Here is a 25,985-nt window from a genome sequence, read left to right on the forward strand (position 1 = left end):
TACCCTGGACCGGTGACCGACGCCCAAGAGACCGCAGAAGACCGTACGCTGCGCATTCCCGGGGGCGCTCCCCCGGACGCCCCCGTCCATGACGCGCCGGTCCCCTTGCTGGAGCCCCGTGAGGGCATTCCCCCCGTGACGGCCTCCCCCGCGGAACTGGACCGGGTGGTCGCGGCCTTCGCCGCCGGCACCGGCCCCGTCGCCGTGGACGCCGAGCGCGCCTCCGGCTACCGCTACGGCCAGCGCGCCTACCTCGTGCAGCTCCGCCGCGCGGGCGCGGGTACCGCGCTCATCGACCCGGTCGGCTGCCCCGACCTCTCCGCGCTGGGTGACGCGCTCTCCGGTACGGAGTGGGTGCTGCACGCCGCGGGGCAGGACCTCCCCTGTCTCCGCGAGATAGGCATGCGGCCCACGGAACTGTTCGACACGGAGCTGGCCGGGCGGCTCGCCGGCTTCGCCCGGGTGGGTCTCGGCGCCATGGTGGAGAAGGTACTCGGCTTCGCGCTGGAGAAGGGCCACTCCGCCGTCGACTGGTCGACCCGGCCGCTCCCCGAGCCCTGGCTGCGCTACGCCGCGCTCGACGTGGAGCTGCTGGTGGATCTGCGGGACGCGCTGGAGGAGGAGCTGGACGGCCAGGGGAAGCTGGCGTGGGCGCGTCAGGAGTTCGCGGCCATCGCCGCCGCGCCCCCGGCCCCGCCGCGCAAGGACCCCTGGCGCCGCACGTCCGGGATGCACAAGGTCCGCCGGCGCCGGCAGATGGCCGTCGTCCGGGAGCTCTGGACGGCCCGGGACCGGATCGCGCAGCGGCGCGACGTCTCACCGGGCAAGGTGCTGAGCGACACCGCCATCGTCGAGGCCGCCCTGGCCCTGCCGCAGAACGCGCAGGCACTCGCCGCACTGCCCGGGTTCGGTCACCGGATGGGGCGCCGGCAACTGGAGCAGTGGCAGGCCGCCGTCGAACGGGCCCGCGCGCTGCCGGAAGCCGAACTGCCGCAGCCGGGCCAGCAGCTGACCGGCCCGCCGCCGCCCCGCTCCTGGGCGGACCGGGACCCGGCGGCCGCGGCACGGCTGTCGGCTGCGCGGGCGGCGGTGACCTCGCTCGCCGAGCGCCTGAACCTCCCGCAGGAGAACCTGGTCTCCCCCGACACCGTGCGCCGGCTGTGCTGGGAGCCGCCGGCCGAGGCCGGCCCCGAGTCCGTCACCGAGGCGCTGGCGGGGTACGGCGCCCGCCCCTGGCAGATCGAACTGACGGCCCCGCTGCTGGCCGCGGCGGTGCGGGTGAGCCCACCGGAGGACTGAGCCGGACCGGCCCGGGCGCGGCCCACGGCACCGTCGGACACGGCCGCACGGCACCGGCCGCACCGGCGGGCAGATGCGCCGGCGGAGGCAGGGCCGGGCGGGCCGAACCGGCCGTGCGGGCCCGTCGTGCGTCGGCGTCGCTCCACCCCGCCCGTGAGGGGCGGAACGAGCCGGCCGCTCCCGCCGCCGGGCCGTGCGGTGGCGGGTGACGGGGTCCCGGGGTGTGACCTACGCCTCCCCCGGTCGGGTGACGTTGCCACCCGGTTACCGGCAAGTAGCATGGGTTTCCGGGAAGCGCGCCGCTCGGCGTACCACCGCACCCTTTTGGAGGAGAGCCAACGTGCCTCGTACCGCTAGGGACGTCGTCTTCGTCGACGGCGTCCGCACACCGTTCGGCAAGGCGGGCCCGAAGGGCATCTACCACGAGACCCGCGCCGACGACCTGGTCGTGAAGTGCATCCGGGAACTGCTGCGCCGCAACCCCGACCTGCCGCCGGAGCGGGTGGACGAGGTCGCCCTCGCCGCCACCACGCAGATCGGGGACCAGGGCCTGACCCTCGGCCGCACCGCGGGCATCCTCGCCGGGCTGCCGCAGTCCGTGCCCGGCTACTCCATCGACCGGATGTGCGCCGGCGCGATGACGGCCGTCACCACGACCGCGGGCGGTATCGCCTTCGGCGGTTACGACATCGCCATCGCGGGCGGCGTGGAGCACATGGGCCGCCACCCGATGGGTGAGGGTGTGGACCCCAACCCGCGCTTCGTCTCCGAGAAGCTGGTCGACCAGTCCGCGCTCTTCATGGGCATGACGGCGGAGAACCTCCACGACCGGCTGCCGCACCTGACCAAGGAGCGCGCCGACGCCTACGCGGTGCGCAGCCAGGAGAAGGCCGCCAAGGCGTACGCCGACGGCTTCATCCAGGACGACCTGGTCCCGGTCTCGGTGCGCCGCACCACTCCGGAGGGCGGCGAGACGGGCTGGGGCCTGGCCACCGCCGACGAGCCGATGCGGCCGGGCACCACGCTGGAGATGCTGGCCGGGCTGAAGACCCCGTTCCGCCCGCACGGCCGGGTGACCGCGGGCAACGCGGCCGGGCTCAACGACGGCGCCACCGCCTCCGTCGTCGCCGCCGAGGACGTGGCCCGGGAGCTGGGCCTGCCGGTGAAGATGCGCATGGTCTCCTACGCGTTCGCCGGTGTGGAGCCGGAGGTCATGGGCATCGGCCCGGTGCCGTCCACGGAGAAGGCGCTGGCCAAGGCCGGGCTGTCGATCGGTGACATCGGCCTGTTCGAGATCAACGAGGCGTTCGCGGTGCAGGTCCTCGCGCTGCTGGACCACTTCGGCATCGAGGACGACGACCCGCGGGTCAACCAGTACGGCGGCGCCATCGCCTACGGCCACCCGCTCGCCTCGTCCGGCGTCCGGCTGATGACCCAGCTCGCCCACCAGTTCGAGCGCCAGCCGCAGGTCCGCTACGGCATCACCACCATGTGCGTGGGCTTCGGCATGGGCGGAACCGTGATCTGGGAGAACCCGCACTTCGACGGAGGCACCAAGTGAGCACGACCGCAGAACTCCTCAAGGGCGCGGCGGAGCTGTTCCCCGACGAGGTCGTGACCCAGGCGCACGTCCGCCACCTCGACCTCCCCCGGGGCGCCGGCCGCTTCGCGCTCATCACCCTGGACAACGGCTTCGACCACACCAAGCCGACCACCTTCGGCCCGCAGTCGCTGGCGAACCTGAACGCCGCGCTCGACCAGGTCGAGAAGGAGGCCGGCGCGGGCGAGATCAAGGGCGTCGGGATCACCGGCAAGCCCTTCATCTTCGCCGTCGGCGCCGACCTCAAGGGCGTCGAGCTGCTGAAGCGCCGGGAGGACGCGCTCGCCATCGGCAAGGGCGGGCACGACGTCTTCCGGCGGCTCTCCGGCCTCTCCGTGCCCACCTTCGCCTACTACAACGGCGCGGCGATGGGCGGCGGGGTCGAGGTCGGCCTGCACTGCACCTACCGCACCGTCTCCAGCGCCGTTCCCGCGCTCTCCCTGCCCGAGGTCTTCCTCGGGCTGGTCCCCGGCTGGGGCGGCTGTGTGCTGCTGCCGAACCTCATCGGCGCGGACCGCGCGGTCAAGGTGATCATCGAGAACTCCCTCAACCAGAACAAGCAGCTCAAGGGGGAGCAGATCTACGAACTCGGGATCGCCGACGCGATCTTCGAGGGGGCGGACTTCCTGGAGGAGTCGCTGCGCTGGACCGCCGCCGTCCTCGCCGGCGAGCTCCGGGTCGAGCGCGGCGCCGTGGACCGCGACGCGGGCTGGGACGCGGCCGTGGAGCGCGGCCGGGCGTTCGCCGACTCCAAGGTGCACGGAGCGGCGCCCGCCGCGTACCGCGCGCTGGACATCATCGCCCGCGCCAAGGACGGGGACCTGGACGCCGGGTTCGCCGCGGAGGACGAGGCGCTGGCCGACCTCATCATGGGCGGTGAGCTGCGCAGCGGCATCTACGCCTTCAACCTGGTCCAGAAACGCGCCAAGCGGCCGGCCGGCGCCCCGGACAAGTCGCTGGCCCGCCCGGTCACCAAGGTCGGCGTCGTCGGGGCCGGCCTGATGGCCTCCCAGCTCGCGCTGCTCTTCGCCCGCCGGCTGGAGGTGCCGGTCGTCCTGACCGACATCGACCAGGAGCGGATCGACAAGGGCGTGGGGTACGTCCACGAGGAGATCGACAAGCTGCTCCTCCGCGGCCGGGTCAACCAGGACAAGGCGAACCGTCTCAAGGGCCTGGTCACCGGCTCCCTGGACAAGGCCGCAGGGTTCGGGGACGCCGACTTCGTCATCGAGGCCGTCTTCGAGGAGATGAGCGTCAAGCAGCAGGTCTTCGCCGAGGTGGAGGCGGTGGTGCCGGAGACCGCGATCCTCGCCACCAACACCTCCTCGCTCTCCGTCGGTGAGATGGCCGCGAACCTGGCCCACCCGGAGCGGGTCGTCGGCTTCCACTTCTTCAACCCGGTCGCCGTGCTGCCGCTGCTGGAGATCGTCCGCGGTGAGCGCACCGACGACGCCTCGCTGGCCACGGCGTTCGCCGTCGCCAGGAAGCTGAAGAAGACGGCGGTGCTGGTGAAGGACGCCCCCGCGTTCGTCGTCAACCGCATCCTCACCCGCTTCATGGGCGAGATCCAGAACGTCATCGACGAGGGCACCCCGGTGGAGACCGCCGAGCGCGCCGTCGAGCCGCTCGGGCTGCCGATGTCGCCGCTGGTGCTGCTGGAGCTGGTCGGGCCGGCGATCGGCCTGCACGTCTCCCAGACGCTCAACCGCGCCTTCCCGGAGCGGTTCACGGTCTCGGAGAACCTGGCCGCCGTGGTCAAGGCGGGCAAGCGCGGCTTCTACGTCCACGACTCCGGCAGCCCGGAGCTGGACCCGGAGGTCGCCGCGCTGCTGAAGCAGGGGGACACCGTCCTCACCGAGGAGCAGGTGCGCGCCCGGGTGCTGGACGCCGTCGCGCAGGAGATCGGGCTGATGCTGGAGGAGGGGGTCGTCGCCGAGGCGCAGGACATCGACCTCTGCCTGATCACCGGTGCCGGCTGGCCCTTCCACCTGGGCGGCGTCACGCCGTACCTGGACCGGGAGGGTGTCTCGGAGCGGGTGAACGGCAAGCGGTTCCTCGCCCCGGGCGTCGCGAGCGTCCCGGCCTGAGGACGCTCCGCGGGCGGCGGGCCGTCGCCTCGCGGAGCGCAGGACAACGGAACGGCGGACGGGCCGGGCGGGGGTTTCCCGCCCGGCCCGTCCGGCGTGCGGAACCGCCCCGGACCACCGCGGCGGATGGGAACGGCTCCCTCCGGTGGTGGAAAGTTGAACCGATTCCCGTGCCGTTCACGGCCGTTGGGCCTATGCTGCACCAGCGGTGACATCCGCCCCCCGGATCACCCCGGATCGGCCGCCTCCCCCCACACCCCCTCAGCTCGCCCGCGCACCGCGGGCTGTTCCGGAGAGAGGCGCTCGGAGATGGCACGGACGACGGCGGACACCGGCACGGACCCCCAGCCCCCCGCACAGGACGGCACGGCGCCACCGGCCCGCCGCCGGCGTCGCGTCTGGCGGGTGACGGTCCTCGTGCTGCTGACGGGGCTGCTGGCGCTGGGCGGCGGCGCCTGGTGGATGTACCAGGACCTCAACGGCAATCTGGACAACGTCGATCTCGACCGCGCCCTGGGCGGTGACCGCCCCGGGAAGCAGCCGGCCGCCGGCCGGAACATCCTGCTCGTCGGGTCCGACTCGCGGGCCGGGGAGAACGCCGAGCTCGACGGCGGGAAGGTGGCCGGAGCGCGGTCCGACACCGCTTTGGTGATCCACCTCCCCCCGGGAGGGGAACGGGCCACGGCGGTGAGCATCCCCCGCGACACCCTGGTGACCCGCCCGGCGTGCACCACGGACGCGGGGCGGGAACTCCCGGAGGCCGAGCGGGTGATGTTCAACTCCGTGTACGGGACGGGCGGACCGGCCTGCGTGGTCCGGACCGTCGAGGCGCTCTCCGGCATCCGCATGGACCACTATGTGGAGATCGACTTCGCCGGGTTCCGGGAGGTCGTCGACGCCCTGGGCGGGGTCACGGTCACCACCCGCGAGCCCATCGCGGACCGGGCGACGGGGCTGCGGCTCGACGCGGGCACCCACCGGCTGGACGGTGAGGAGGCGCTGCGGTTCGTCCGCACCCGCTACGGCGTCGGGGACGGCAGCGACCTCGGCCGCATCGAACTCCAGCAGCAGTTCCTGACGGCGGTGGTCGCCGAGGTCCGGCAGCAGGGAATCCTGACCAGCCCGGCGAAGCTGTACCGCGTCGCGGACGCGGCGACGGAGGCCCTGACCACCGACTCCGGCCTGGGCACGCTCACCGACCTCGCGGACTTCGGCCGGAGCCTGGAGGGCGTCGACCCGGCCACCATGGAGACGCTCACGCTGCCCGTCCGCCCCGACGCGCGGGACCCCAACCGCGTGGTGACCGTGAAGGAGCGGGCGGACGCGGTGTGGCAGGCGCTGCGGGACGGCACACCCGTCCCCGAGGCGGCACGGGCCTCCGCCGGGGGCGAGGAGGGCGGCGGGGAGGGCTCCGGCTCCTGACGGCGCGGCGGCGCCGCGGTGACACGGCGCCCGGCGAGGCCACGCGGCCGGCGCCCGGGCGTCCGCCGCCGTCCGCCACCGTCCGCCGCCGGGGCTCCCGGGGACCGGCCGCCGTCCGGCCGGCCGGTCCGCCCGGGCCCCGGGATCTCTCCGCGATCTCCCCGGGGCGTCCTGCCGCGTCCCCGCGGTGGCGCCCCGGGCCCGGGGCCGCCGGGGCCGCTCCTCAGCTCAGAAGTCGGGCTCGGGCTCGTCGTACCCCCAGTCGGGCTCCTCCTGGGCCCAGTCCGGCTCGTCCCCGCGCGGACGCGTCCGGCCGCCGGCGGCGCCGGACGGTCCCGCGGCCCGTGACGGCCCGGTCGGCCGCGCCGTCGCCGCGCCACCACCGGCCGCCGCCGGAGCGGGCACGCCTCCCCCGTCACCGGGGCTCCCGGCCCCTTCCGGCTCCCCCGGGCCTGCGGCCTCCCCGGCCCCGCCGGCCTCCCCGGTCAGCAGATCCAGGATCGCCTGGCCGTACTTGCGCAGCTTGTTCTCGCCGACCCCGCTGATCGTGCCCAGGTCGTCCAGGCTTCCCGGGGCGGCCGTCGCGATCCCGCGCAGCGTGGCGTCGTGGAAGATCACATAGGCGGGGACGCCCTGTTCCTTGGCGGTGGCCGCCCGCCAGGCGCGCAGCCGCTCGAACACCGGCGCCGCCTCCTCGGGCAGCTCCGCGGGGGCCGCGGCCGCGCGGCGTCCGGTGGAGGACCCCTTCGGGGAACGGCCGGCGGGCCGCTCCGGCTCCCGCCGCAGCCGCACCTCACGCCGCCCGCCCAGCACCTCAGCACTGGTGGGGGTCAGCACCAGCGTGCCGTACTCCCCCTCGACGGCGAGCAGGCCCTGCGCGAGGAGCTGGCGGATCACGCCCCGCCACTCCAGCTCCCCCAGGTCCGCGCCGATGCCGAAGACGGAGAGGGCGTCGTGGTCGTGCTGGATGACCTTGGCCGTCTTCCGGCCGAGCAGGATGTCCGTGATCTGCCCGGCGCCGAACTTCTGCCGCCGCTCCCGGTCCAGCCGGACGACGGTGGAGAGCACCTTCTGCGCCGGCACCGTGCCGTCCCAGGAGGCCGGCGGCGTGAGGCAGGTGTCGCAGTTGCCGCAGGCGGTGCCCTTCTCGCCGAAGTAGTCCAGCAGATGCACGCGGCGGCACTCGACGGTCTCGCAGAGCGCGAGCATCGCGTCGACATGGGCGCGGAGCACGCGGCGGTGCGCCTCGCCCCCCTCGGAGGTCTCGATCATCTTCCGCTGCTGGACGACGTCCTGCAGGCCGTAGGCGAGCCAGGCGGTGGACGGCAGACCGTCGCGGCCGGCGCGGCCGGTCTCCTGGTAATAGCCCTCCAACGACTTCGGCAGGTCGAGATGGGCCACGAAGCGGACGTCCGGCTTGTCGATGCCCATGCCGAAGGCGATGGTGGCGACGACCACCAGGCCGTCCTCCCGCAGGAAGCGCGACTGGTGGGCGGCGCGCACCGGCGCGTCCAGCCCGGCGTGGTAGGGCACGGCCTCGATGCCGTTGCGCACCAGGAACTCGGCCGTCCGCTCCACCGAGGCCCGGGAGAGGCAGTAGACGATGCCCGCGTCCCCCTCGTGCTCGGTGCGGAGCAGCCGCAGGAGCTGCTTCCGGGGGTCGTTCTTGGGCTCGATGCGGTACTGGATGTTGGGGCGGTCGAAGCTGGCCACGAAGTGCCGGGCGCCGCCGAGATCCAGCCGGCGGGCGATCTCGGTGTGGGTGGCCTCGGTGGCCGTCGCGGTGAGCGCGATGCGCGGGATGCCGGGCCAGCGCTCGTGGAGCGCCGAGAGCGCCAGGTAGTCGGGGCGGAAGTCGTGGCCCCACTGGGCGACGCAGTGCGCCTCGTCGATGGCGAAGAGGGAGACCTCACCGCGGGCGAGCAGGCTCATGGTGGCCTCGCCGCGCAGCCGCTCCGGCGCGAGGTAGAGCAGATCCAGCTCGCCGGCGAGGAACTCGGCCTCCACCAGGCGGCGCTCCTCCATGTCCTGCGTGGAGTTGAGGAAGCCCGCGCGGACCCCCACCGCGCGCAGGGCGTCGACCTGGTCCTGCATCAGGGCGATCAGGGGGGAGACCACCACGCCCGTACCCCGCCGTACCAGGGCGGGGATCTGGTAGCAGAGGGACTTGCCGCCGCCGGTGGGCATCAGCACCAGGGCGTCACCGCCCGCGATCACATGGTCGATGATCTCCTGCTGCGGGCCGCGGAAGGAGTCGTAACCGAAGACGCGGCGGAGCACGCGCAGCGCCTCGTCCCCGCCCGCTCCGCCGCCACCCGCATCGCCGCCGTCCGCCCCGGCGGGGGCGGGTCCCGGTCCGGAAGCGGCAGGAGCGGCGGCAGCGGCGGGGCGGGAGGGGTCGCCGGGGCCGGTGGTGTCGTCGAGGGCGGTCATCCGGGCAGTCTACGAGCCCGGGGCGGACCGCCGTGCGGCCTGTGGACAACCCCTGACGGCCCCGGCACGGCCGCCGCCGCGGGCTCCTTCCCGGGCCCCGGTCCGCCGGCGGCGCGCGCCCGGCGCACACTGGTGGGATGACTGCCGCACCGCCCGCCCTGATCGTCGTGGACGCCGCCAACGTCGTCGGATCGGTGCCCGACGGCTGGTGGCGCGACCGGCGCGGGGCGGCCGAGCGGCTCCGTGACGGCCTGGCCGTGTACGCCCGCGAGGGCCTGCCGGACCGTGGGGACCTCCCGGCCTGGGCGTCCTGCCCGCCGGCGGAGCTGGTGCTGGTCGTGGAGGGCGCGGCGCGCGGCGTGCCGGCGGTACCCGGCGTCCGGGTGGAGTCCGCCCCGGGCAGCGGGGACGACCGGATCGTCGAACTCGTGACCGAAGAGGCCGCACCGGACGCGGGACGGCCGTGCCTGGTGGTGACGGCCGACCGCGAACTGCGCCGCCGGGTCACGGCCCTCGGCGCCGTCTGCGCGGGTCCCCGCGCCGTCCGCCCGTAGCCCGGCCACGGCGGACCGTCGGCCCCCTCGGCGCAGCCACCCGGGGCCCCGGGCCGCACCCCTGCCCGGTCCGGCCGGTCTCAGCCCTTCTCCCCCGCCACCCGCTCGTACAGCACCGCCCCGTCCACCGTCTCCACCGGTGTGTAGTGCGCCCGCAGGAAGTCCCGCAGCTCCGGGACGCGGGCCGGCCCGTACGGTTTGCCGCGCGAGTCGTCCACGATCAGCTCCGGCGGCGCCTCGGCGAGTTCGCGGCGGAAGACCTGCCAGCTCCCCGGCACCCCGTGGCGCGGGCCGACGTGCTCCGCGCCGGACCGGCCGCCGCTGTAGTTGGTGAGCAGGCCGGCGGTGAGGTAGCGGCTCGCGGGGGCCCGGCCGGCGAACCAGTACTGCTCGGGATGCATCCCCCAGAACAGCACCCGGTCGCTCGCCTCCGTCCGCCGCTCCACCCGCTCGGCGAGGCGGCGGGCGTGGTCGAGCTCGGTGCTCGGCGCGAGGAGGCCCCAGCCGGCGAACGCGAGGCAGGAGGCGGCGGACCAGACCAGCGCGGCACGCGTCCAGACCTCCGGCAACCGCCGCAGCGCCGCCGTTCCGAGCAGCGCGAGCGGGGGCAGGAGTTGCAGGTAGTAGTGGCCGAAGAAGTGGAAACCGGTGGTGACGGCGAGGGCCGAGGCCGCGAGCCAGACCCACAGGCCGCCCGGCCGGTCCTCACGCTCCGGGCCTTCCGGACCGCTTCCCCCGTCCGCCCGGCCCGTCTCCGTCTCCCCGCCGGTCCGGTCCGCCTCCTCGACGCGTTCCCCGCGTTCCCCGCGCGCCGGGCCGCGCCGGCGGCGGGCCGCCACCGCCAGGGGCACCAGCAGCCCCGCGCAGGCCACGGCGAGCAGCCCGGCGTTGCCGGCCGCCCGGAGCAGGACGTGCGGCACGGAGCCGTCGGGGACGACGTACCCGGTCGAGGCGCCCGCCGTCCAGAACAGGAAGCCCTCCGGGTCGGTGAGGAGCGCCGCGGCGACGGCCGGCGCGACCACGCCGGCCGCCAGCCGGGCCAGGCCCCTCCGGCGCGTCCCCGGCACACTCCGCCAGAGCAGCCACAGCACCGGCAGCACCACCACCGCCCCCGTCTGCTTGGTGAGCCCGGCGACCGCCACCAGCAGCCCGGCGGCGCCCCAGCGGGAGCGGTCGGCGCACCACACGGCGGCGGCGGTGGCGGGCAGCAGGAACACCGCGAAAGCCGCCGCCTGCGCGTCCTCGGGACTCAGGCCGATGGAGACCAGGGCGTACAGCACCCCGGCGGTGCGCCCGGCCCGGTCCCCCCAGTGGCGGCGGGCGAGCGAGGCGAGCAGGACGGCGGTCAGCAGCTGGGCCAGGACGGCGAGGACCCGCGGCAGCCACAGCGAATCGTCCCCGGCCAGGGCGAACGACCCCTGGTAGAGCCAGGGCACCAGCGGGGGTTTGCGGTCGACCACCGTCTCGTAGAGCGAGCCACCCGCGGCCAGCATGCGGGCCTGGACCGCGAGATACCCCTCGTCCGGGTTCCACAGGGGGCGGGCGAAGGACGGCAGCCGGGCCGCCGTCACCAGGACGGCCAGCAGGGGCACGAGCCGCAGCCAGTAGCGGCGGCCCCCGGGCGGGGCGGACGCGCCGCGGGCCGGCGGCGGGGCGGAGGACCCCGGCCCGGCCGCGCCGGTCGTGCCGGCCGCGCCGGTCGTGCCGGTCGCGCCGGTCACCGGTTCCGCCCCGTCCGGTGCCCGCGCGGCCGGTGGCGGTACGTGCCGCTGCCCGTGCGGGGCACCGGCGTGGACGGAGCGGGAGGACTCGGCGGGCATGGCCCTTAACGTAGGCCCCACCGGGCGCCCGCCCGGCAGCGGCCCCGCCCCGCGCCGCCCCGCGCCGCCCCGCGCCGCCCCGCCCCGCGCCGCCCCGCGCCGGGCGGCCCGGCCGCCCGGGCTGCCCGGGATGTCACCGCCCGGGGCCGGGCCGGGCACAGGGAGGGCTCCGCGAACGGAAGAACGGGCCGGCCGGCGCCCCTCGGCGGGGGCGCCGGCCGGCCCGTGGGGCGCGGCGGGGCCCGTCAGTCGCGGGCCGCCTGGGCGGTCGCGGCGTCGTAGCGGCCGTCGAGCTTGGCCACGAGGCCGGTGACCTGGCGGGCGATGTCGGGCGCGGTGAGGCCGATCTCGGCCAGCACCTCCTTGCGGGAGGCGTGGTCGAGGAAGCGCTGCGGGATGCCGTAGTCGCGCAGCGGCACGTCCACCCCGGCGTCGCGGAGCGCCTGGGCGACGGCCGAGCCGACACCCCCGGCGCGGCCGTTGTCCTCGACGGTGACGACGACCCGGTGGCGGTCGGCGAGCGCGGGAAGCTGCTCGTCCACCGGCTTGACCCAGCGGGGGTCGACCACCGTGGTGGAGATCCCCTGCCGGTCGAGCAGGTCGGCGACCTCCAGGCACATCGGGGCCAGCGCCCCGACGGAGACCAGCAGGACGTCCGCCTGCTCGCCGGTGCCCGTGCCGTCGCCCTCGTCCGGCGCGCGCAGCACGTCCATGCCCCCGACGCGGCCGACGGCGGCGACGGCCGGTCCGACCGCGCCCTTGGAGTAGCGCACCACGGTCGGGGCGTCGTCGACCTCGACGGCCTCCCGCAGCTGGGCGCGGAGCTGGTCGGCGTCGCGCGGGGCGGCGATCCGCAGGCCGGGCACCACCTGCAGGATCGACAGGTCCCACATGCCGTTGTGCGAGGCGCCGTCGGTGCCGGTGACCCCGGCCCGGTCCAGGACGAAGGTGACCCCGCACCGGTGCAGCGCCACATCCATCAGCACCTGGTCGAAGGCGCGGTTGAGGAAGGTGGCGTAGACGGCGAAGACGGGGTGGAGCCCGCCGGTGGCCAGGCCGGCCGCCGAGACGGCGCCGTGCTGCTCGGCGATGCCCACGTCGTACACCCGGTCGGGGAAGGTCCGGGCGAACTTCTCCAGGCCGACCGGCTGCAGCATGGCGGCCGTGATCGCCACGATGTCCTCGCGCTCCCGGCCGAGCGCGACCATCTCCTCGCCGAAGACGGACGTCCAGTCCGCGCCGGCGACGGAGACGGGCAGCCCGGTGTCGGGGTGGATCACGGGGACGGCGTGGAAGCGGTCGGCCTCGTCCTCCAGGGCGGGCGAGTAGCCGCGGCCCTTCTCGGTGAGGCAGTGGACGATCACGGGGCCGCCGAACCGCTTGGCGCGGACCAGGGCCGACTCCAGCGCCTCGATGTCGTGGCCGTCGATGGGGCCGACGTACTTCAGCCCGAGGTCCTCGAACATGCCCTGCGGGGCGATGAAGTCCTTGAGGCCCTTCTTGGCGCCGTGCAGCGTCTCGTAGAGCGGGCGGCCGACGACCGGCGTGCGCTCCAGGAGGTCCTTGCCGCGGGCGAGGAAGCGCTCGTAACCGTCGGTGACGCGGAGGGTCGCCAGGTGGTCCGCGAGGCCGCCGATGGTCGGCGCGTAGGAACGCTCGTTGTCGTTGACGACGATGACCAGCGGGCGGTCCTTGGCGGCGGCGATGTTGTTGAGCGCCTCCCAGGCCATGCCGCCGGTCAGCGCGCCGTCGCCGATGACCGCCACCACGTGGTCGGGGCGGCCGAGCACCTGGTTGGCCTTGGCCAGCCCGTCGGCCCAGCCGAGCACCGTGGAGGCGTGGCTGTTCTCGATCACGTCGTGCTCGGACTCCGCGCGGGAGGGGTAGCCCGAGAGCCCGCCCTTGGCGCGGAGCTTCGTGAAGTCCTGGCGCCCCGTCAGCAGCTTGTGGACGTAGCTCTGGTGACCGGTGTCGAAGAGCACCTTGTCCCGGGGGGAGTCGAAGGCGCGGTGAAGGGCGATCGTCAGTTCGACGACCCCGAGGTTCGGTCCGAGGTGGCCGCCCGTCCGGGAGACGGCGCCGACGAGGAAGGTCCGGATCTCCCCGGCCAGCCGGTCGAGCTGTTCCTGGTCGAGCCGGTCCAGATCGCGCGGTCCGGTGATGCGGGGCAGCAGTTCCCGCTCTTCGCGCGGCTCCTTTGCCACAGTCTCTCCTCTTGGCCGTCTTGCATCGAGCACATTGCCGGTCAGCCGAGTCTAATGTTCCCTTTCCGGTCGCGCGGAACGGGAGGTGCGGCGGGCGCGCGGGGACTCTGGGGCGGCGGGGCAGCGCGAACGCGCCCGCCGGCCGCGCGGGCACCCCCCGCACAGGGCCTCCGGCACCCGCCCCGGCGCTCCCCGGGCACGCCCCCGACGCACGGCGCCCGGTACCGGCGCGGAGCCGGTACCGGGCGCTGGGCAGGCCGGGAGGCCGCGGCGGCCGGGACCGCCGGAGGCGAGGGGCCCGGCCCCGCGGGACCGCGTCAGGTGCGGCCCGCGGATTTCTGGGTGCGGCGCGAGACCGAGTCGATCACGACGGCGGCGAGCAACACCGCGCCGGTGATCATGTACTGGATCTCACTCGCCATGCCGAGCAGGTTGAGCCCCTGCTGGATGGACTGGATGACCAGCATGCCCAGCAGCGCGGACCAGATCTTGCCGCGTCCGCCGAAGAGGCTCGTCCCGCCGATGACGGCGGCGGCGATGACGCTCATCAGCACGTTGCCGGCGCCGAGGCTCTTGGAGGCGCCACCGGACTGGCTCGCGATGAAGAGGCCGCCGAAGGCCGCCAGCAGCCCCGCGATCATGAACACGGTGATGCGGATCTTCTCCACGTTGATGCCCGCGCGGCGGGCCGCCTCGGCGTTGCCGCCGACCGCGAAGATCTGCCGGCCGTAGGTGGTCCGCCGGACCACGAAGTCGGCCGTGACCAGCACGGCGAGGAAGATCACCAGCGCCAGCGGCAGGCCGCGGGACTGGTTGAGCTGGTAGGCGCAGACGAAGGCGATGATCCCGAGCACCGCGGTGCGCAGCAGGATCTCGCTCATCGGCCGCGACAGCAGCCCGGCCGCCCGCCGGCGGCGGCTGTCGCGCAGCATGGCGAGGCAGTAGAGGACGACGGCGGCGCAGGCCAGGCCGTAGGCGGCGGCGACGTCCTCGAAGTAGAAGTTGGTCAGGTCCTCGACGATGCTGCCGCTCGGGGTGTTGATGGTGCCCTCGGACCCCATCAGCCAGATCTGGAAGCCGCTCCAGCCGAGGAAGCCGGCGAGGGTGACCACGAACGCGGGCACGCCCACCTTGGCGAAGAAGAAGCCGTGCACGGCGCCGATGGCGGCGCCCGCGGCGACGGCGAGCAGCACGGCCGTGCCGTCCCCCAGGCTCCCCGTGACGCCGAGCACCGCCCAGATGGCGGCACCCACACCGGCGACGGAGCCCACCGAGAGGTCGATCTCGCCCAGCAGCAGCACGAAGACGATCCCGACGGCCATGATGCCCTGGCCGGCGATGTAGACACTGATGTTGCTGAGGCTGCCGGCCGAGAGGAAGCTGTCGTCCAGGGACTGGAAGACGATCCCGATGACGATCAGGCCGAGGACGACCGGGATGGAGCCCAGCTCGCCGCCGCGGATCTTCCGTTTGAACTCGGTGAGGTAGCCCTTCAGGCCCTGCTCGCGGACGAGCAGCCGGGGGTCGATCGCGCCCGAGGAGGCCGCGGCGCCGGCAGCGTCGGCACCGGCCCCGGTACCGGCGCCGCCGGTGCCTTTCTGCGCGGTGTGGCTCATCGTCCTGCCTCCGTGGTGCGCGCCTGGCGACGGGTCACGGCGTTGTCCGTGGCACCGGTGATCGCGGCGATGATGTCTTCGTGGGACGTCGTGCGGACCGGGAAGACCCCGTTGTTCCTGCCGAGCCGCAGCACCGCCACGGTGTCGGCGACGGCCTTGACGTCGGCCATGTTGTGGCTGATGAGGATCACGCCGAGACCGCGCTCGCGCAGCCGCTCGACCAGGTCGAGGACCTGCGCGGTCTGCTCGACACCGAGGGCGGCGGTCGGCTCGTCCAGGATGACGACCTCGGGGTCGCCGACGAGCGCGCGGGCGATGGCCACCACCTGGCGCTGACCGCCGGAGAGGGAGGCGACGGGGATCCGCACGCTGGGGATCCGGATGGAGAGGGTGTCCAGCAGTTCCTGGGCCCGCTTCTCCATCGCGACCTCGTCGATCACCCCGGCGCGGCGCAGCTCGCTGCCGAGGAAGAGGTTGGCGACGACGTCGAGGTTGTCGCAGAGCGCCAGGTCCTGGTAGACGGTGGCGATGCCGAGCTGCTGGGAGTCGTGGGGCTTGTGGATCTCGGTCCGGCGCCCCTTCCACTCGATGGCGCCCTCGTCGATGGGGTGGACCCCGGCGATGGTCTTGACCAGGGTGGACTTGCCGGCGCCGTTGTCACCGACCAGGGCGACGACCTCGCCCGGATGGATCTCCAGGTGGACGTCGGTCAGCGCCTGCACGGCGCCGAACCGCTTGGAGACCCCGCGCAACGCCAGCACGGGCGGAGCGGACACGTCAATCATCTCCTTAACCGCCTGGACCAGGCGGGAGGGGGCGCGCACGACGGCGCGCGGGTGGTGCGAGCACGGTGGGGGGACCGCCGTTGCCCGGCACCCGCCCCCGGCAGCGGGATGACAAGGGGGCGGGTGCCGGGCGGCTCCGGCGGGCCTGCGGCGCGGAGCGCCGGCCGGGTTACTGCAGACCGGCCTTCTTGCAGGCGGCGGCGAACTCCTTGGTGCAGATGTCGTCCACGGAGTAGACCTCGTCCTTGACGATCGTGTCCTTGATGTTGTCCTTGGTCACGATCGTGGCGTCGAAGAGCTGGGTCGGGATGCCCTTCTTGCTCTTGCTGTCCGCCTTCTGCGGCGCGAACTTGTCGATGCTGTCACCGTTCAGCAGGGCGACGGCGATCTCCGCGGTGCGCTCGGCCTCGGGCTTGATGCCCTTGTAGATCGTGAAGGTCTGGGTGCCGGCCACGATGCGCTGGAGCCCGGCCAGCTCGGAGTCCTGGCCGCCCACGGGGACATCCTTGACGCCACGGGACTTCAGGGCGGTGATGATGCCGCCGGCCATGCCGTCGTTGGCGGAGTAGACGGCGTCGAAGCCGTCCTTGCCGAGGGAGGTGATCGCGGCGCTCATCTTCTTGTTCGCCTCGTCCGGCGACCAGTCCGGGATGTCCTGCTCGTAGACGATCTTCTTGACCTTGTCGTCCAGGACGGTGTGGGCGCCCTTCTTGAACAGGGCCGCGTTCGGGTCGGTCGGCGAACCGTTGATCATGACCAGCTCACTGTCGGCGGCCTTGTCGCCGAGGGCCTCCAGGACGGCCTCGCCCTGGAGTTCGCCGATCCGCTCGTTGTCGTAGCTGATGTAGGCGGATATGTCACCCTCGGCCAGCCGGTCGTAGGCGACGACCTTGACGCCCTTCTTGGTGGCGGCGTCCACCCAGGACTTGGTGGCGGTGGCGTCGACGGCGTCCAGGATGATGACCTTGACACCCTTGGTGATCATGGCGTCGAACTGCTTCTTCTGCAGCTCGGTCTCCTGGTTGGCGTTGTTGTAGGAGATCTCGCAGTCGGAGCAGAGGGCCTTGATCTTCTTCTCCATCAGCGGCCGGTCGAAGGTCTCGTACCGGGTCGTCTTGTTCTCGGGGAGGAGAATGCCGATGGTCTTGCTGTCACCGCTGTCGCCGCTGTCACTGCCGGCCTTGCCACAGGCCGCCACCGACAGAGCCATCGAGAAGGCGGCCGTCCCGAGGACGACACGACGGATCGTGCTGTTCATTACTGGAACCTCCCTGACGAGGCCGCGTCCCTGCGGCCGAGGTGGGTCGCAGTCAACTCGGCAGGGACGTAACCGTCAAGAAGTAAAGACTTAACGAGATGACAACGGTGCCATCCGTCACTAGGTGAATGCAGGAGCTCGGGAGACGACCGATCCGTCCAGAAGTGTCGAATCGCCCATTTCACTGAGTACGAGGGCGAGCGCGCCCAGCACCTCGGCCCGGCCGCCCAGCGCCCCGGGGACGACGGCCAGCCGCCGGGCCGCGCTGGGGATGGCGTACCGGGACACGGACTCCCGGATCGGCAGCAGCACCAGCTCACCGGCCTCGGCCAGATCCCCCCCGAGCACCACCCGGCTGGGGTTGAGGAGGTTGCAGAGGTTCGCCACGCCGGTGCCGATGTACCGGCCGACGTCCGCCACCACCCGGCGGCAGCCCGGATCGCCCTCCCGGGCCAGCCGCACCATCCCCTCGATGGTCAGGTCCGGGCCGTGACTGGTGCGCAGCAGGTCCAGGACGTGCCGGGCGGCCGTGAACGTCTCCAGGCAGCCGCGGTTGCCACAACGGCACACCGGACCGGACTCGTCGATGGTGATGTGCCCGATCTCGCCCGCGGTGCCGCCCGGACCGCGGTAGATCTGCCCGTTGATCACCAGGCCGGCGCCGACACCGCCCGCGACCTTGATGTAGGCCAGGTCCCGCACCCCGCGCCCGGCACCCCAGACCAGTTCGCCGAGGGCGCCGAGGTTGGCGTCGTTGTCGACGGAGACCGGCACCCCGAGCCGGGCCGCCAGCTCCTCCTTGGGGTTGGTGCCCGCCCAGCCCGGCAGGATGGCGGTGGAACCCAGCACCCCGCTGTCCACGTCGATCGGGCCCGGCACGCCGAGGCCGACCCCGATCACCTTCGGGGTCCCGTGGCAGGCGCTCTCGACGAGCCGCTTGACCAGCGCCTCCGCCCGGTCGAAGCCCTGGGTGGCCGAGGCGTCCACATCCAGCGGCTCCGCCTCCTCCGCCAGGACCTGGTGCGCGAGGTTGCCGACGGCCACCCGCAGATGGGTGTGGCCGAAATCCACGCCCACCACGATGCCCGCGTCCCCGCTGAGCGAGACCGAGCGGGCCCGGCGGCCCCCCGCGGAGGTGGGCGTGACCTGGACGATGCCGCCGTCCCTCAGCTCCCGGACGATGTTGGAGACCGTGGCCGCGGAGAGGCCCGTGCTCCGGGCGATCTCGGCCTGCGTCAGCGACCCGGCCAGCCGCACCGCGCGCACGACCCGCTCCAGATTGGCCCGGTGCAGCGACGACTGCGACCCCGGAGTCTCCACGATCACCCACTCCCGCCTGGGGCCCGGTGGCACGACCGCCGGCCCGCCCGGGCCGGTCCCCCGAGGGTGGTCCGGCCTTCCTCCAACTTGTGAACCCTAAGCTCAGCCTGTGCGGGAGATCCCGTCAAGAGCTGGAGCGCCCGGAGAGCCGATGCGCCCCCAGGCACCGCGCGCGACCTGCCCGGGCGCCCGAGCGCCCCGCCCGCCCGGCTCGCGAACCCCGGCAGCCTCTTGTGCACCGTCCGAACACAGAACACCCGCGGACGGGATGAAGCGGCGGAAAAGCCGTTTCCCGGCCATCGCTCCGGACCGGGAACGCCCCGCGCCACGAACCCGCCGACGGGACGACGGACGAGCCAGGCGCCGGGCAGCCACGCAGCCGGGCGGGGGTGGAGGACCGGGCCCGGGCGCACACGCCCGCCGGCCGCCCCCGGCCCGGCCCACCATCCGGTGCTCGGCACCGGCGCGGGAACGGACGCCCCCGCACCCCCGGGTTACTTCAGCGCCCCCGCCGTCAGCCCGGCCACCACCTGCCGCTGGAAGACGATGTAGGCCGCCAGCACCGGCAGCATCGCCATCACCAGCCCGGCGAAGAGGCCGGACCAGTCGCCCTTGTAGCCCTGGCTGACCGCGAGCTGCACCAGGCCCTGGGAGAGCACCTTCCGCTCCGGGTCCGTGTTGAGCACGGTCGGCAGCAGGTACTGGTTCCACTGGCCCAGGAAGTTGAAGATCCCCACACTGATCAGCCCCGGCCGGGCCATCGGCAGCATCACCTGGAAGAACGTCCGCGTGTGCGAGGCCCCGTCGAGGAGCGCCGCCTCCGCCACCGACGTGGGCAGGGTGCGGAAGAAGGCGGTCAGGAAGAAGACGGTGAACGGCAGCGAGTAGGCGATGTACGTCAGGATCAGCCCGTGCAGGGTGTTGAGCAGGGCGAGGTTGCTGAGCACGTAGAACAGCGGTACCAGCGCCAGGATGACGGGGAAGCTCATCCCGCCGATGAAGAGGAAGTAGAGGAACCGGTTGCCGGGGAAGTCGAAGCGGGCCAGCACATAGGCGGCCATGGACCCCAGCAGCATCGTCCCGGTCAGCGAACCGCCCACCACCAACAGGGTGTTGAGGAAGTAATCGCTCATGTTCGCCTGGGTCCAGGCGCGCGCCCAGTTGTCGAACTGCGGGACGGCCGGCGGGCTCCACGGGGCGGTGAAGATCTCACGGTCGGTCTTGAAGGAGGTCATCACCGCCCAGAGCAGCGGCAGGACGACCATGAAGGCCCACAGCACCAGCATGCCGTGGGAGAAGACGTTGAGCGTCCGCCCCTTGCCGCCCCGGGCCCGGCGGGGCGGCCCTCCCCCCGGTGCGGCCCCGCCGGGGCTCTCCTTCGCCGCTCCGCCGGCCCTCTCGTGCGGCCGGGGGCCGGCGGAGGGCGCGGCGCCGGACGCCCGCGGGATGTCGGTGGTCCCCATCAGAACTCCAGCCGTTCGCGCCGCCCCAGCCGCAGCACCACGGCCGCGAAGGCCAGGGTGACGACGAGCAGGGCGACGCCGATGGTCGTGGCGTAGGCCGCCTGTCCGTCGCGGAACGCCTTCGCGTACACGTACAGCGGCAGCACCGTGGTGGAGTGGTCCGGGCCGCCGCCGCCCGGGCCGACCGTCATGATGTGGACGACGGCGAAGGCCTCCGCGCCGAGAGCCAGGATGCCCATGTAGATCCAGCCGGAGCGGACGGTGTCCCACAGCAGGGGCAGGGTGATCCGGAAGAAGGTGGTGGCCCGCCCCGCCCCGTCCAGCAGCGCCGCCTCGTAGAAGTCGTGCGGGATGGAGGACATCCCGGCCGAGAAGAGGACGACGAAGAAGCCGACGGTGCACCAGACGAGGACGGCCGCCACCGACCACAGGGCCCAGTCGGGGTCGCCGAGCCAGTCCGGCTGCCACTCCAGCCCGACCGCCCGCAGCCCGGAGTTGATCGCCCCGCTGTTGGGGCTGTAGGCGAACTGGAAGAGCAGCGCCACGATGGCGATGGAGAGCACCTGCGGGAAGAAGTACACGATCTTGTAGAACCCGGAGCCGCGCACCCCGGTGACGGCCGCCCCGCGCCGCCGCCCGCCGACGTTGAGCATGAAGGCGAAGAAGAGCGCGAGGGAGAGCGTCACCAGCGGCACCAGCAGCACGAGGACCAGGCTGTGCTGGAAGGACTTCCAGAAGACCTCGTCGCCCAGCATCCGCTCGTAGTTGCGCAGGCCGACCATCGCGTACTCCGGGCTGAGCCCCGTCCAGTCCGTGAAGGAGTAGTAGACGGCCTGGAGGAAGGGCCAGATCACGAAGAGGGTGTAGAGCGCCAGCGGGGCGGCCAGGAACCCCGTGACGAACCGGTACTTACCGTGGTGCATGAGGACGGACTCCGCTCTCGTCACGCCCACCGGGCCGCGCGTACGGCACGGACCCGGAGGGCCCCGTGGGCCGGGTGAACGGGACACGCCCGGCGGCCTCCGCGCGCGCCGGGCGCGGAGGCCGCCGGGGCCGCCGGTGGCCCGCGCTCACCGGTGCCGGTAGTGGGTGATGGAGTCGTCCTCCGCCGTGGCGTCGGCGTCGGCCTGGATCTTCCGCACCGCCTCGCCGGGGGTGAGCCGGCCCGCCATCATCTCGCCGAGAGCGGCGCCGATCCTCTCCTTCCACAGGGCCCCGTACCAGCCCGTGTGGAGCGGGTTGACGGTGTTCTCCCCCGTCTGCTCCAGCGCCTCGACGGCGGAGCCGAGACCCGGCGGCAGGGTCAGCCCGTCGGTGCCGCCGTCGAAGGAGGTGAGCGAGGAGACCTGGCCGGTGAAGTTCCGCGAGGACTTCTCCGAGAGCATGATGCGGAGCTGCTCCATGCCCCCCTCGGGGTTCTTCGCCTTCGCGGGGACGATGAACGGTTCGCCGCCGGCGGCCCACAGGGCGGCCGGCAGCTCGTCCGAGCCGTTCAGCGCGGACGGTCCGGCCACCCGCAGCTCGAAGTCCTTCGGCATGGTGGCCTTGGCCTCGTTCTCGACCCAGGAGCCGTTCGGGATGAACAGCGCGTCGCCCTCCGTCCAGGCGGTCTGCGACTCGGTGTGGGTCAGGCCCGGGGTACCGCGCAGCACGTACCCCTTGCGCTGTAGTTCGTGGTACGCCTCCAGGGCGTCCCGCACCGCCGGGTGACGCCAGGCGTCCGGTTCCAGGTCGTCGATGGCCCGCAGCACCTCCGCTCCCCCGATCTTGGCGATGAAGGGGTAGAGGGCGAAGGTGAGGTAGTACGGGTTCTTGCCGGCGTAGGTCCAGCCGGCGACGCCCTTCTTCTTGGCCCGCGCGCAGAGGGCGAGCATGTCGTCCCAGGTCTTGGGGTACTCCGCGTCGAACCGGTCGAGGTTCTTCTGCGAGTACCACACGCCGAAGACGCTGTAGGCGTAGTAGAGGACGTGGACGGCGTCGCCCTGGAAGCGGCCCATCTCGGCCACGCCCGGGCGGAGGGTGTCGCGGACCTTCTTCTCCGGGTCGTCGTAGGACGGAGCGTCCAGCAGCGGGGTGAGGTCGGTGAGCTGCTTCTGGCCGACCAGGACACCCAGATCCATCTGCTCGGCGCCGGAGTTGTCGATGAGGTCCGGCGGGGTGCCGCCGTTGAACCGCGGCTGCAGCACCGACTGGATCTTCTGCGTCGCCATGTGCTTGACGTCGGCCTTCGGGAACTTCTCCCGGTAGATCTTCTGGGCGTCCTTGGCGTAGGCGTCACCGAAACCGCCGTCGAAGATGACCACGTCGAGCGGCGCGCCGGCGTTGACGCCGAGCGGGTTGCCGGCGCTCTTCTCCCCCTTCGCGGCCTTGTCCGAGGTGGAACCGCCGCTGCTGGCGCAGGCGGTGAGGAGGCCCGAGGCGGGGACGGCCGCCAGCCCGAGTGCGGCGGCCCGCCTGATGAGATCGCGGCGGGTGTGGTCGGAAGGGGATCCCATGCTCAAGTCCTCGCCTTCTCCCGGTCCCGGGCGGCGGGTGCCCGCCTCCGGCCGGCGGCGGCCTCGGCGCGGGGTACCTGCGGACGGGGTCGGGGTGGAGCCGGATGGTGCCGGACCCCGTTCGGGGCCCGGCGGAAGAGGGCCGCCCCGCGTCCCGCCGGTCGCACCCGGTGGCCACGGAGTCTCCCTGTCCCTGGACGCCGACAGGTATAGTCCACTCCTCGCCGGGTGGGCAAGATCGGACGCAGCATCGGGCGCAGTCTTTCCCGAGTTGAGACCTCCTCAGGCACGGCGGTACGCGCCCGCCCCACCTCTGTTCGTCACGTGACGGGACCGGAGGGCGCAGGGCGCCGAGCCGGGACGGCGGGGGCGGTGCGGCAGGGCGGACGCCGCCGCGCGGGCCCCGGTCACGGCGCGGGCCGCGGGGCGCCCGCGCCGGAGTGCGCTCCCGCCGTCCCCGGCCCCGTCCCCGGCCCGCCTTCTGCCGCGCCGCCGGCCCGCACAGGCCGACGGGCCGCACCCCCGTGCCGGGGGTACGGCCCGTGGCCGGGCGCCGGGGTGAACCGGCGCCCGGGGGCGCTCAGGCACCCGGGGCGTCCGGCGCGCGCTCCACCTGGCGGGTGAGGGCGCCGGACGGGCGCTCACTTGCGGATCAGCGAGCGCAGCACGTACTGCAGGATGCCGCCGTTGCGGTAGTAGTCCGCCTCGCCGGGGGTGTCGATGCGGACCACGGCGTCGAACTCCACGCCGCTGTCCGTGGTGACCTTCACCGTGCGCGGCGTGGTGCCCTCGTTGAGCTCGGTCACCCCGGCGATGGAGAAGGTCTCCTCACCGCTCAGGCCGAGCGACTCGGCCGACTCGCCCTCGGGGAACTGCAGCGGCAGCACGCCCATGCCGATGAGGTTCGAGCGGTGGATGCGCTCGTAGGACTCGGCGATGACGGCCTTGACCCCCAGCAGCGCGGTGCCCTTCGCCGCCCAGTCGCGGGACGAGCCGGAGCCGTACTCCTTGCCGGCCAGCACCACCAGCGGGATACCGGCCGTCTGGTAGTTCTGCGCGGCGTCGTAGATGAAGGAGACCGGCCCCCCGCCCTCCTCACCCTCGCGGGTGAAGTCGCGGGTGTAGCCGCCCTCGGTCCCGGGCGCGATCTGGTTGCGCAGCCGGATGTTGGCGAAGGTGCCGCGGATCATGACCTCGTGGTTGCCGCGGCGGGAGCCGTAGCTGTTGAAGTCGCGGCGGGCGATGCCGTGCTCCGTGAGGTACTGGCCGGCGGGGGTGTCGGCCTTGATGGCACCGGCCGGGGAGATGTGGTCGGTGGTGACCGAGTCGCCCAGCTTGGCCAGCACCCGCGCGCCGGAGATGTCCTCGACCGGGGCGGGCTCGGTGCCCATGCCCTCGAAGTACGGGGGCTTGCGGACGTAGGTGGACTCCGCGTCCCACTCGAAGGTGTCACCGGTGGGGACGGGCAGCGCCTGCCACTGCGCGTCGCCCGCGAAGACGTCCGCGTAGGAGGAGCCGAACATCTCCTGGCCGATGGCGGAGGCGACGACCTCCTCGACCTCCTGCTCGGAGGGCCAGATGTCCTTCAGGTACACCGGGTTGCCGCTCGCGTCCTCGGCCAGCGGCTCGCTGGTGATGTCCACATCCATGGAGCCGGCGATCGCGTAGGCGACGACCAGCGGCGGGGACGCCAGGTAGTTCATCTTGACGTCGGGGTTGATCCGGCCCTCGAAGTTGCGGTTGCCGGAGAGGACGGAGGTCACCGCCAGGTCGTTGTCGTTGACCGCCTTCGAGACCTCGTCCGGCAGCGGGCCGGAGTTGCCGATGCAGGTGGTGCAGCCGTAGCCGACGAGGTTGAAGCCCATCTTGTCGAGGTACGGGGTGAGGCCGGCCCGGTCGTAGTAGTCCATGACGACCTTGGAGCCCGGCGCCAGGGTGGTCTTCACCCACGGCTTGCGGGTCAGGCCCCGCTCGACGGCCTTCTTGGCGACCAGGGCGGCGCCGACCATGACGTACGGGTTGGAGGTGTTGGTGCAGGAGGTGATGGCCGCGACCGTCACCGCGCCGTGGTCGAGCGTGTAGCCGGAACCGTCCGCGGCGGTCACCTCGACCGGCTTGCGCGGGCGGCCGCCGGCGGCGGGCGCCGCGTGCTCGGGGGCACCACCACCGTTCTCGGCACTGCCGTACGCCGGGGCGTCGGAGGCCGGGAAGGACTCGGCGCTCGCCTCGTCCACCGTGGAGGTGACCCCGTGCGGCTGCTCCTGCTGCGGCACGCCCGGCTTGCGGTCGGCGCCGCCGGTGACCTCGTCCGAGACGTAGTTCAGCAGGTCGGTGCGGAACTGCGCCTTGGCGTCGGACAGGGCGATCCGGTCCTGCGGGCGCTTGGGGCCGGCGATGGACGGGACGACCGTGGCGAGGTCCAGCTCCAGCTTCTCGGAGAAGTCCGGCTCGGCGGCCGGGTCCAGCCAGAGGCCCTGCTCCTTGGCGTAGGCCTCGACGAGCGCGAGCTGCTGCTCGGAACGGCCGGTGAGCTTGAGGTAGTTGAGGGTCTCCCCGTCGATCGGGAAGATCGCCGCGGTGGAGCCGAACTCCGGGGACATGTTGCCGATGGTGGCGCGGTTGGCCAGCGGGACGGCGGAGACGCCCTCGCCGTAGAACTCGACGAACTTGCCCACGACGCCGTGGCGGCGGAGCATCTCGGTGATGGTGAGCACCAGGTCGGTGGCGGTGGTGCCGGTCGGCAGCTCGCCGGTCAGCTTGAAGCCGACCACGCGCGGGATCAGCATGGAGACCGGCTGGCCGAGCATCGCGGCCTCGGCCTCGATGCCGCCCACGCCCCAGCCGAGCACGCCGAGACCGTTGACCATCGTGGTGTGCGAGTCGGTGCCGACGAGCGTGTCGGGGTACGCCTGGCCGCCTCGGACCATGACGGTGCGCGCCAGGTGCTCGATGTTGACCTGGTGGACGATGCCGGTGCCGGGCGGGACGACCTTGAACTCGTCGAAGGCGGTCTGGCCCCAGCGCAGGAACTGGTAGCGCTCGCGGTTGCGGCCGTACTCCAGCTCGACGTTCTGCGTGAAGGCGTCCGGGGTGCCGAACTTGTCGGCGATGACGGAGTGGTCGATGACCAGCTCGGCCGGCGCGAGCGGGTTGATCTTCGCCGGGTCGCCGCCGAGCTCCTTGACGGCCTCACGCATGGTCGCCAGGTCCACGACACAGGGCACGCCGGTGAAGTCCTGCATGATCACGCGCGCCGGCGTGAACTGGATCTCCTGGCTGGGCTGGGCGTCCGCGTCCCAGCTCCCGAGCGCGCGGATGTGGTCGGCGGTGATGTTGGCGCCGTCCTCCGTGCGCAGCAGGTTCTCCAGCAGCACCTTCAGGCTGTAGGGGAGCCGGGCCGAGCCCTCGACCTTGTCCAGCCGGAAGATCTCGTACGACTCGTCGCCCACACGCAGCGTGCTGCGGGCGTCGAAGCTGTTCGCCGACACGACAGTCTCCTTCATGAATGTGCGTCCGTTACCGCGATGCTGCCGCCCTGACTCACAGTTCCTCCGCTGAGGTCGGCCCACCCTTCCGGGTGGCCCGGCGCCCGACGGCCGCGGTGTGCCTGCTCGGCAGAATATATCTCG

General features: G+C 73.2%; 16 protein-coding genes. 5 read left to right on the plus strand and 11 right to left on the minus strand.

From position 1 onward, the window contains the following. Positions 1–12 precede the first annotated feature (12 nt). The 4 genes from HCK00_RS11115 (at position 13) to HCK00_RS11130 (ending at position 6,408) form a co-directional block, all read left to right on the plus strand. A complete protein-coding gene (locus tag HCK00_RS11115; protein WP_168101682.1) occupies positions 13–1,299 on the plus strand; it encodes a ribonuclease D in 1,287 nt (428 codons plus the stop codon). Between the two features lie 340 nt (positions 1,300–1,639). Further along, the gene (locus HCK00_RS11120; RefSeq protein ID WP_168101683.1) at positions 1,640–2,860 is read left to right on the plus strand and encodes a thiolase family protein; all 1,221 of its coding nucleotides are present in this window, start codon (positions 1,640–1,642) and stop codon (positions 2,858–2,860) included. Next, positions 2,857–4,986 (plus strand): 3-hydroxyacyl-CoA dehydrogenase NAD-binding domain-containing protein, encoded by a 2,130-nt coding sequence (locus HCK00_RS11125; protein WP_168101684.1) that lies wholly within the window; start codon positions 2,857–2,859, stop codon positions 4,984–4,986. Before HCK00_RS11120 ends, HCK00_RS11125 begins: the two co-directional genes overlap by 4 nt. Positions 4,987–5,295: 309 nt before the next feature. Further along, on the plus strand, positions 5,296–6,408 hold the full coding sequence (locus HCK00_RS11130; RefSeq protein WP_168101685.1) for an LCP family protein: 1,113 nt from the start codon (positions 5,296–5,298) through the stop codon (positions 6,406–6,408). 228 nt (positions 6,409–6,636) lie between these two features. Here HCK00_RS11130 and recQ read toward each other — a convergent pair whose 3' ends face one another. Beyond that, complete coding sequence (recQ, locus tag HCK00_RS11135; RefSeq protein WP_168101686.1) at positions 6,637–8,841, minus strand: DNA helicase RecQ; 2,205 nt, start codon at positions 8,839–8,841, stop codon at positions 6,637–6,639. Between the two features lie 137 nt (positions 8,842–8,978). Between recQ and HCK00_RS11140 the strand changes: the two genes are divergently transcribed. Further along, positions 8,979–9,395 carry a PIN domain-containing protein gene (locus tag HCK00_RS11140; protein ID WP_168101687.1) on the plus strand — a complete coding sequence of 139 codons (417 nt, stop codon included), beginning with the start codon at positions 8,979–8,981 and terminating at the stop codon, positions 9,393–9,395. A gap of 80 nt (positions 9,396–9,475) precedes the next feature. Here the strand turns inward: HCK00_RS11140 and HCK00_RS11145 are convergent, their stop codons facing one another. From HCK00_RS11145 to HCK00_RS11190, 10 genes are all read right to left on the minus strand, one after another. Then, the gene (locus HCK00_RS11145) at positions 9,476–11,215 is read right to left on the minus strand and encodes an ArnT family glycosyltransferase (RefSeq protein WP_168101688.1); all 1,740 of its coding nucleotides are present in this window, start codon (positions 11,213–11,215) and stop codon (positions 9,476–9,478) included. A gap of 245 nt (positions 11,216–11,460) precedes the next feature. After that, positions 11,461–13,389: a 1-deoxy-D-xylulose-5-phosphate synthase gene (gene dxs / locus HCK00_RS11150; protein WP_206320240.1), complete on the minus strand. Its 1,929-nt coding sequence runs from the start codon at positions 13,387–13,389 to the stop codon at positions 11,461–11,463. Between the two features lie 347 nt (positions 13,390–13,736). Beyond that, positions 13,737–15,035: a sugar ABC transporter permease gene (locus tag HCK00_RS11155; RefSeq protein ID WP_168101690.1), complete on the minus strand. Its 1,299-nt coding sequence runs from the start codon at positions 15,033–15,035 to the stop codon at positions 13,737–13,739. Then, a complete protein-coding gene (locus HCK00_RS11160; RefSeq protein ID WP_206320216.1) occupies positions 15,032–15,820 on the minus strand; it encodes an ATP-binding cassette domain-containing protein in 789 nt (262 codons plus the stop codon). Before HCK00_RS11160 ends, HCK00_RS11155 begins: the two co-directional genes overlap by 4 nt. A 169-nt stretch (positions 15,821–15,989) precedes the next feature. After that, the gene (locus HCK00_RS11165) at positions 15,990–17,078 is read right to left on the minus strand and encodes a sugar ABC transporter substrate-binding protein (RefSeq protein ID WP_168101692.1); all 1,089 of its coding nucleotides are present in this window, start codon (positions 17,076–17,078) and stop codon (positions 15,990–15,992) included. A 120-nt stretch (positions 17,079–17,198) separates the two neighbouring features. Beyond that, on the minus strand, positions 17,199–18,398 hold the full coding sequence (gene rok7B7 / locus HCK00_RS11170; protein WP_168101693.1) for an ROK family transcriptional regulator: 1,200 nt from the start codon (positions 18,396–18,398) through the stop codon (positions 17,199–17,201). A 494-nt stretch (positions 18,399–18,892) separates the two neighbouring features. Continuing rightward, on the minus strand, positions 18,893–19,861 hold the full coding sequence (locus HCK00_RS11175) for a carbohydrate ABC transporter permease (protein ID WP_168101694.1): 969 nt from the start codon (positions 19,859–19,861) through the stop codon (positions 18,893–18,895). Next, positions 19,861–20,784, minus strand: a complete 924-nt coding sequence (locus HCK00_RS11180; protein ID WP_168101695.1) for a carbohydrate ABC transporter permease — start codon at positions 20,782–20,784, stop codon at positions 19,861–19,863. Before HCK00_RS11180 ends, HCK00_RS11175 begins: the two co-directional genes overlap by 1 nt. 147 nt (positions 20,785–20,931) lie before the next feature. Next, entirely contained in the window at positions 20,932–22,356 is a 1,425-nt protein-coding gene (gene ngcE / locus HCK00_RS11185) for an N-acetylglucosamine/diacetylchitobiose ABC transporter substrate-binding protein (RefSeq protein WP_168101696.1), read from the minus strand. A gap of 641 nt (positions 22,357–22,997) precedes the next feature. Then, positions 22,998–25,844 (minus strand): aconitate hydratase, encoded by a 2,847-nt coding sequence (locus HCK00_RS11190; RefSeq protein WP_168101697.1) that lies wholly within the window; start codon positions 25,842–25,844, stop codon positions 22,998–23,000. Between the last annotated feature and the right edge of the window lie 141 nt (positions 25,845–25,985).

The organism is Streptomyces zingiberis, assembly GCF_012034935.1.
GTDB lineage: Bacteria > Actinomycetota > Actinomycetes > Streptomycetales > Streptomycetaceae > Streptomyces > Streptomyces zingiberis.

Coding starts and splice junctions, on each gene's coding strand:
- HCK00_RS11130 (WP_168101685.1), top strand. CDS start 5,296: ATGGCACGGACGACGGCGGACACCGGCACGGACCCCCAGCCCCCCGCA.
- recQ (WP_168101686.1), bottom strand. CDS start 8,841: ATGACCGCCCTCGACGACACCACCGGCCCCGGCGACCCCTCCCGCCCC.
- HCK00_RS11140 (WP_168101687.1), top strand. CDS start 8,979: ATGACTGCCGCACCGCCCGCCCTGATCGTCGTGGACGCCGCCAACGTC.
- HCK00_RS11145 (WP_168101688.1), bottom strand. CDS start 11,215: ATGCCCGCCGAGTCCTCCCGCTCCGTCCACGCCGGTGCCCCGCACGGG.
- HCK00_RS11155 (WP_168101690.1), bottom strand. CDS start 15,035: ATGAGCCACACCGCGCAGAAAGGCACCGGCGGCGCCGGTACCGGGGCC.
- HCK00_RS11160 (WP_206320216.1), bottom strand. CDS start 15,820: ATGATTGACGTGTCCGCTCCGCCCGTGCTGGCGTTGCGCGGGGTCTCC.
- HCK00_RS11165 (WP_168101692.1), bottom strand. CDS start 17,078: ATGAACAGCACGATCCGTCGTGTCGTCCTCGGGACGGCCGCCTTCTCG.
- HCK00_RS11175 (WP_168101694.1), bottom strand. CDS start 19,861: ATGGGGACCACCGACATCCCGCGGGCGTCCGGCGCCGCGCCCTCCGCC.
- HCK00_RS11180 (WP_168101695.1), bottom strand. CDS start 20,784: ATGCACCACGGTAAGTACCGGTTCGTCACGGGGTTCCTGGCCGCCCCG.
- ngcE (WP_168101696.1), bottom strand. CDS start 22,356: ATGGGATCCCCTTCCGACCACACCCGCCGCGATCTCATCAGGCGGGCC.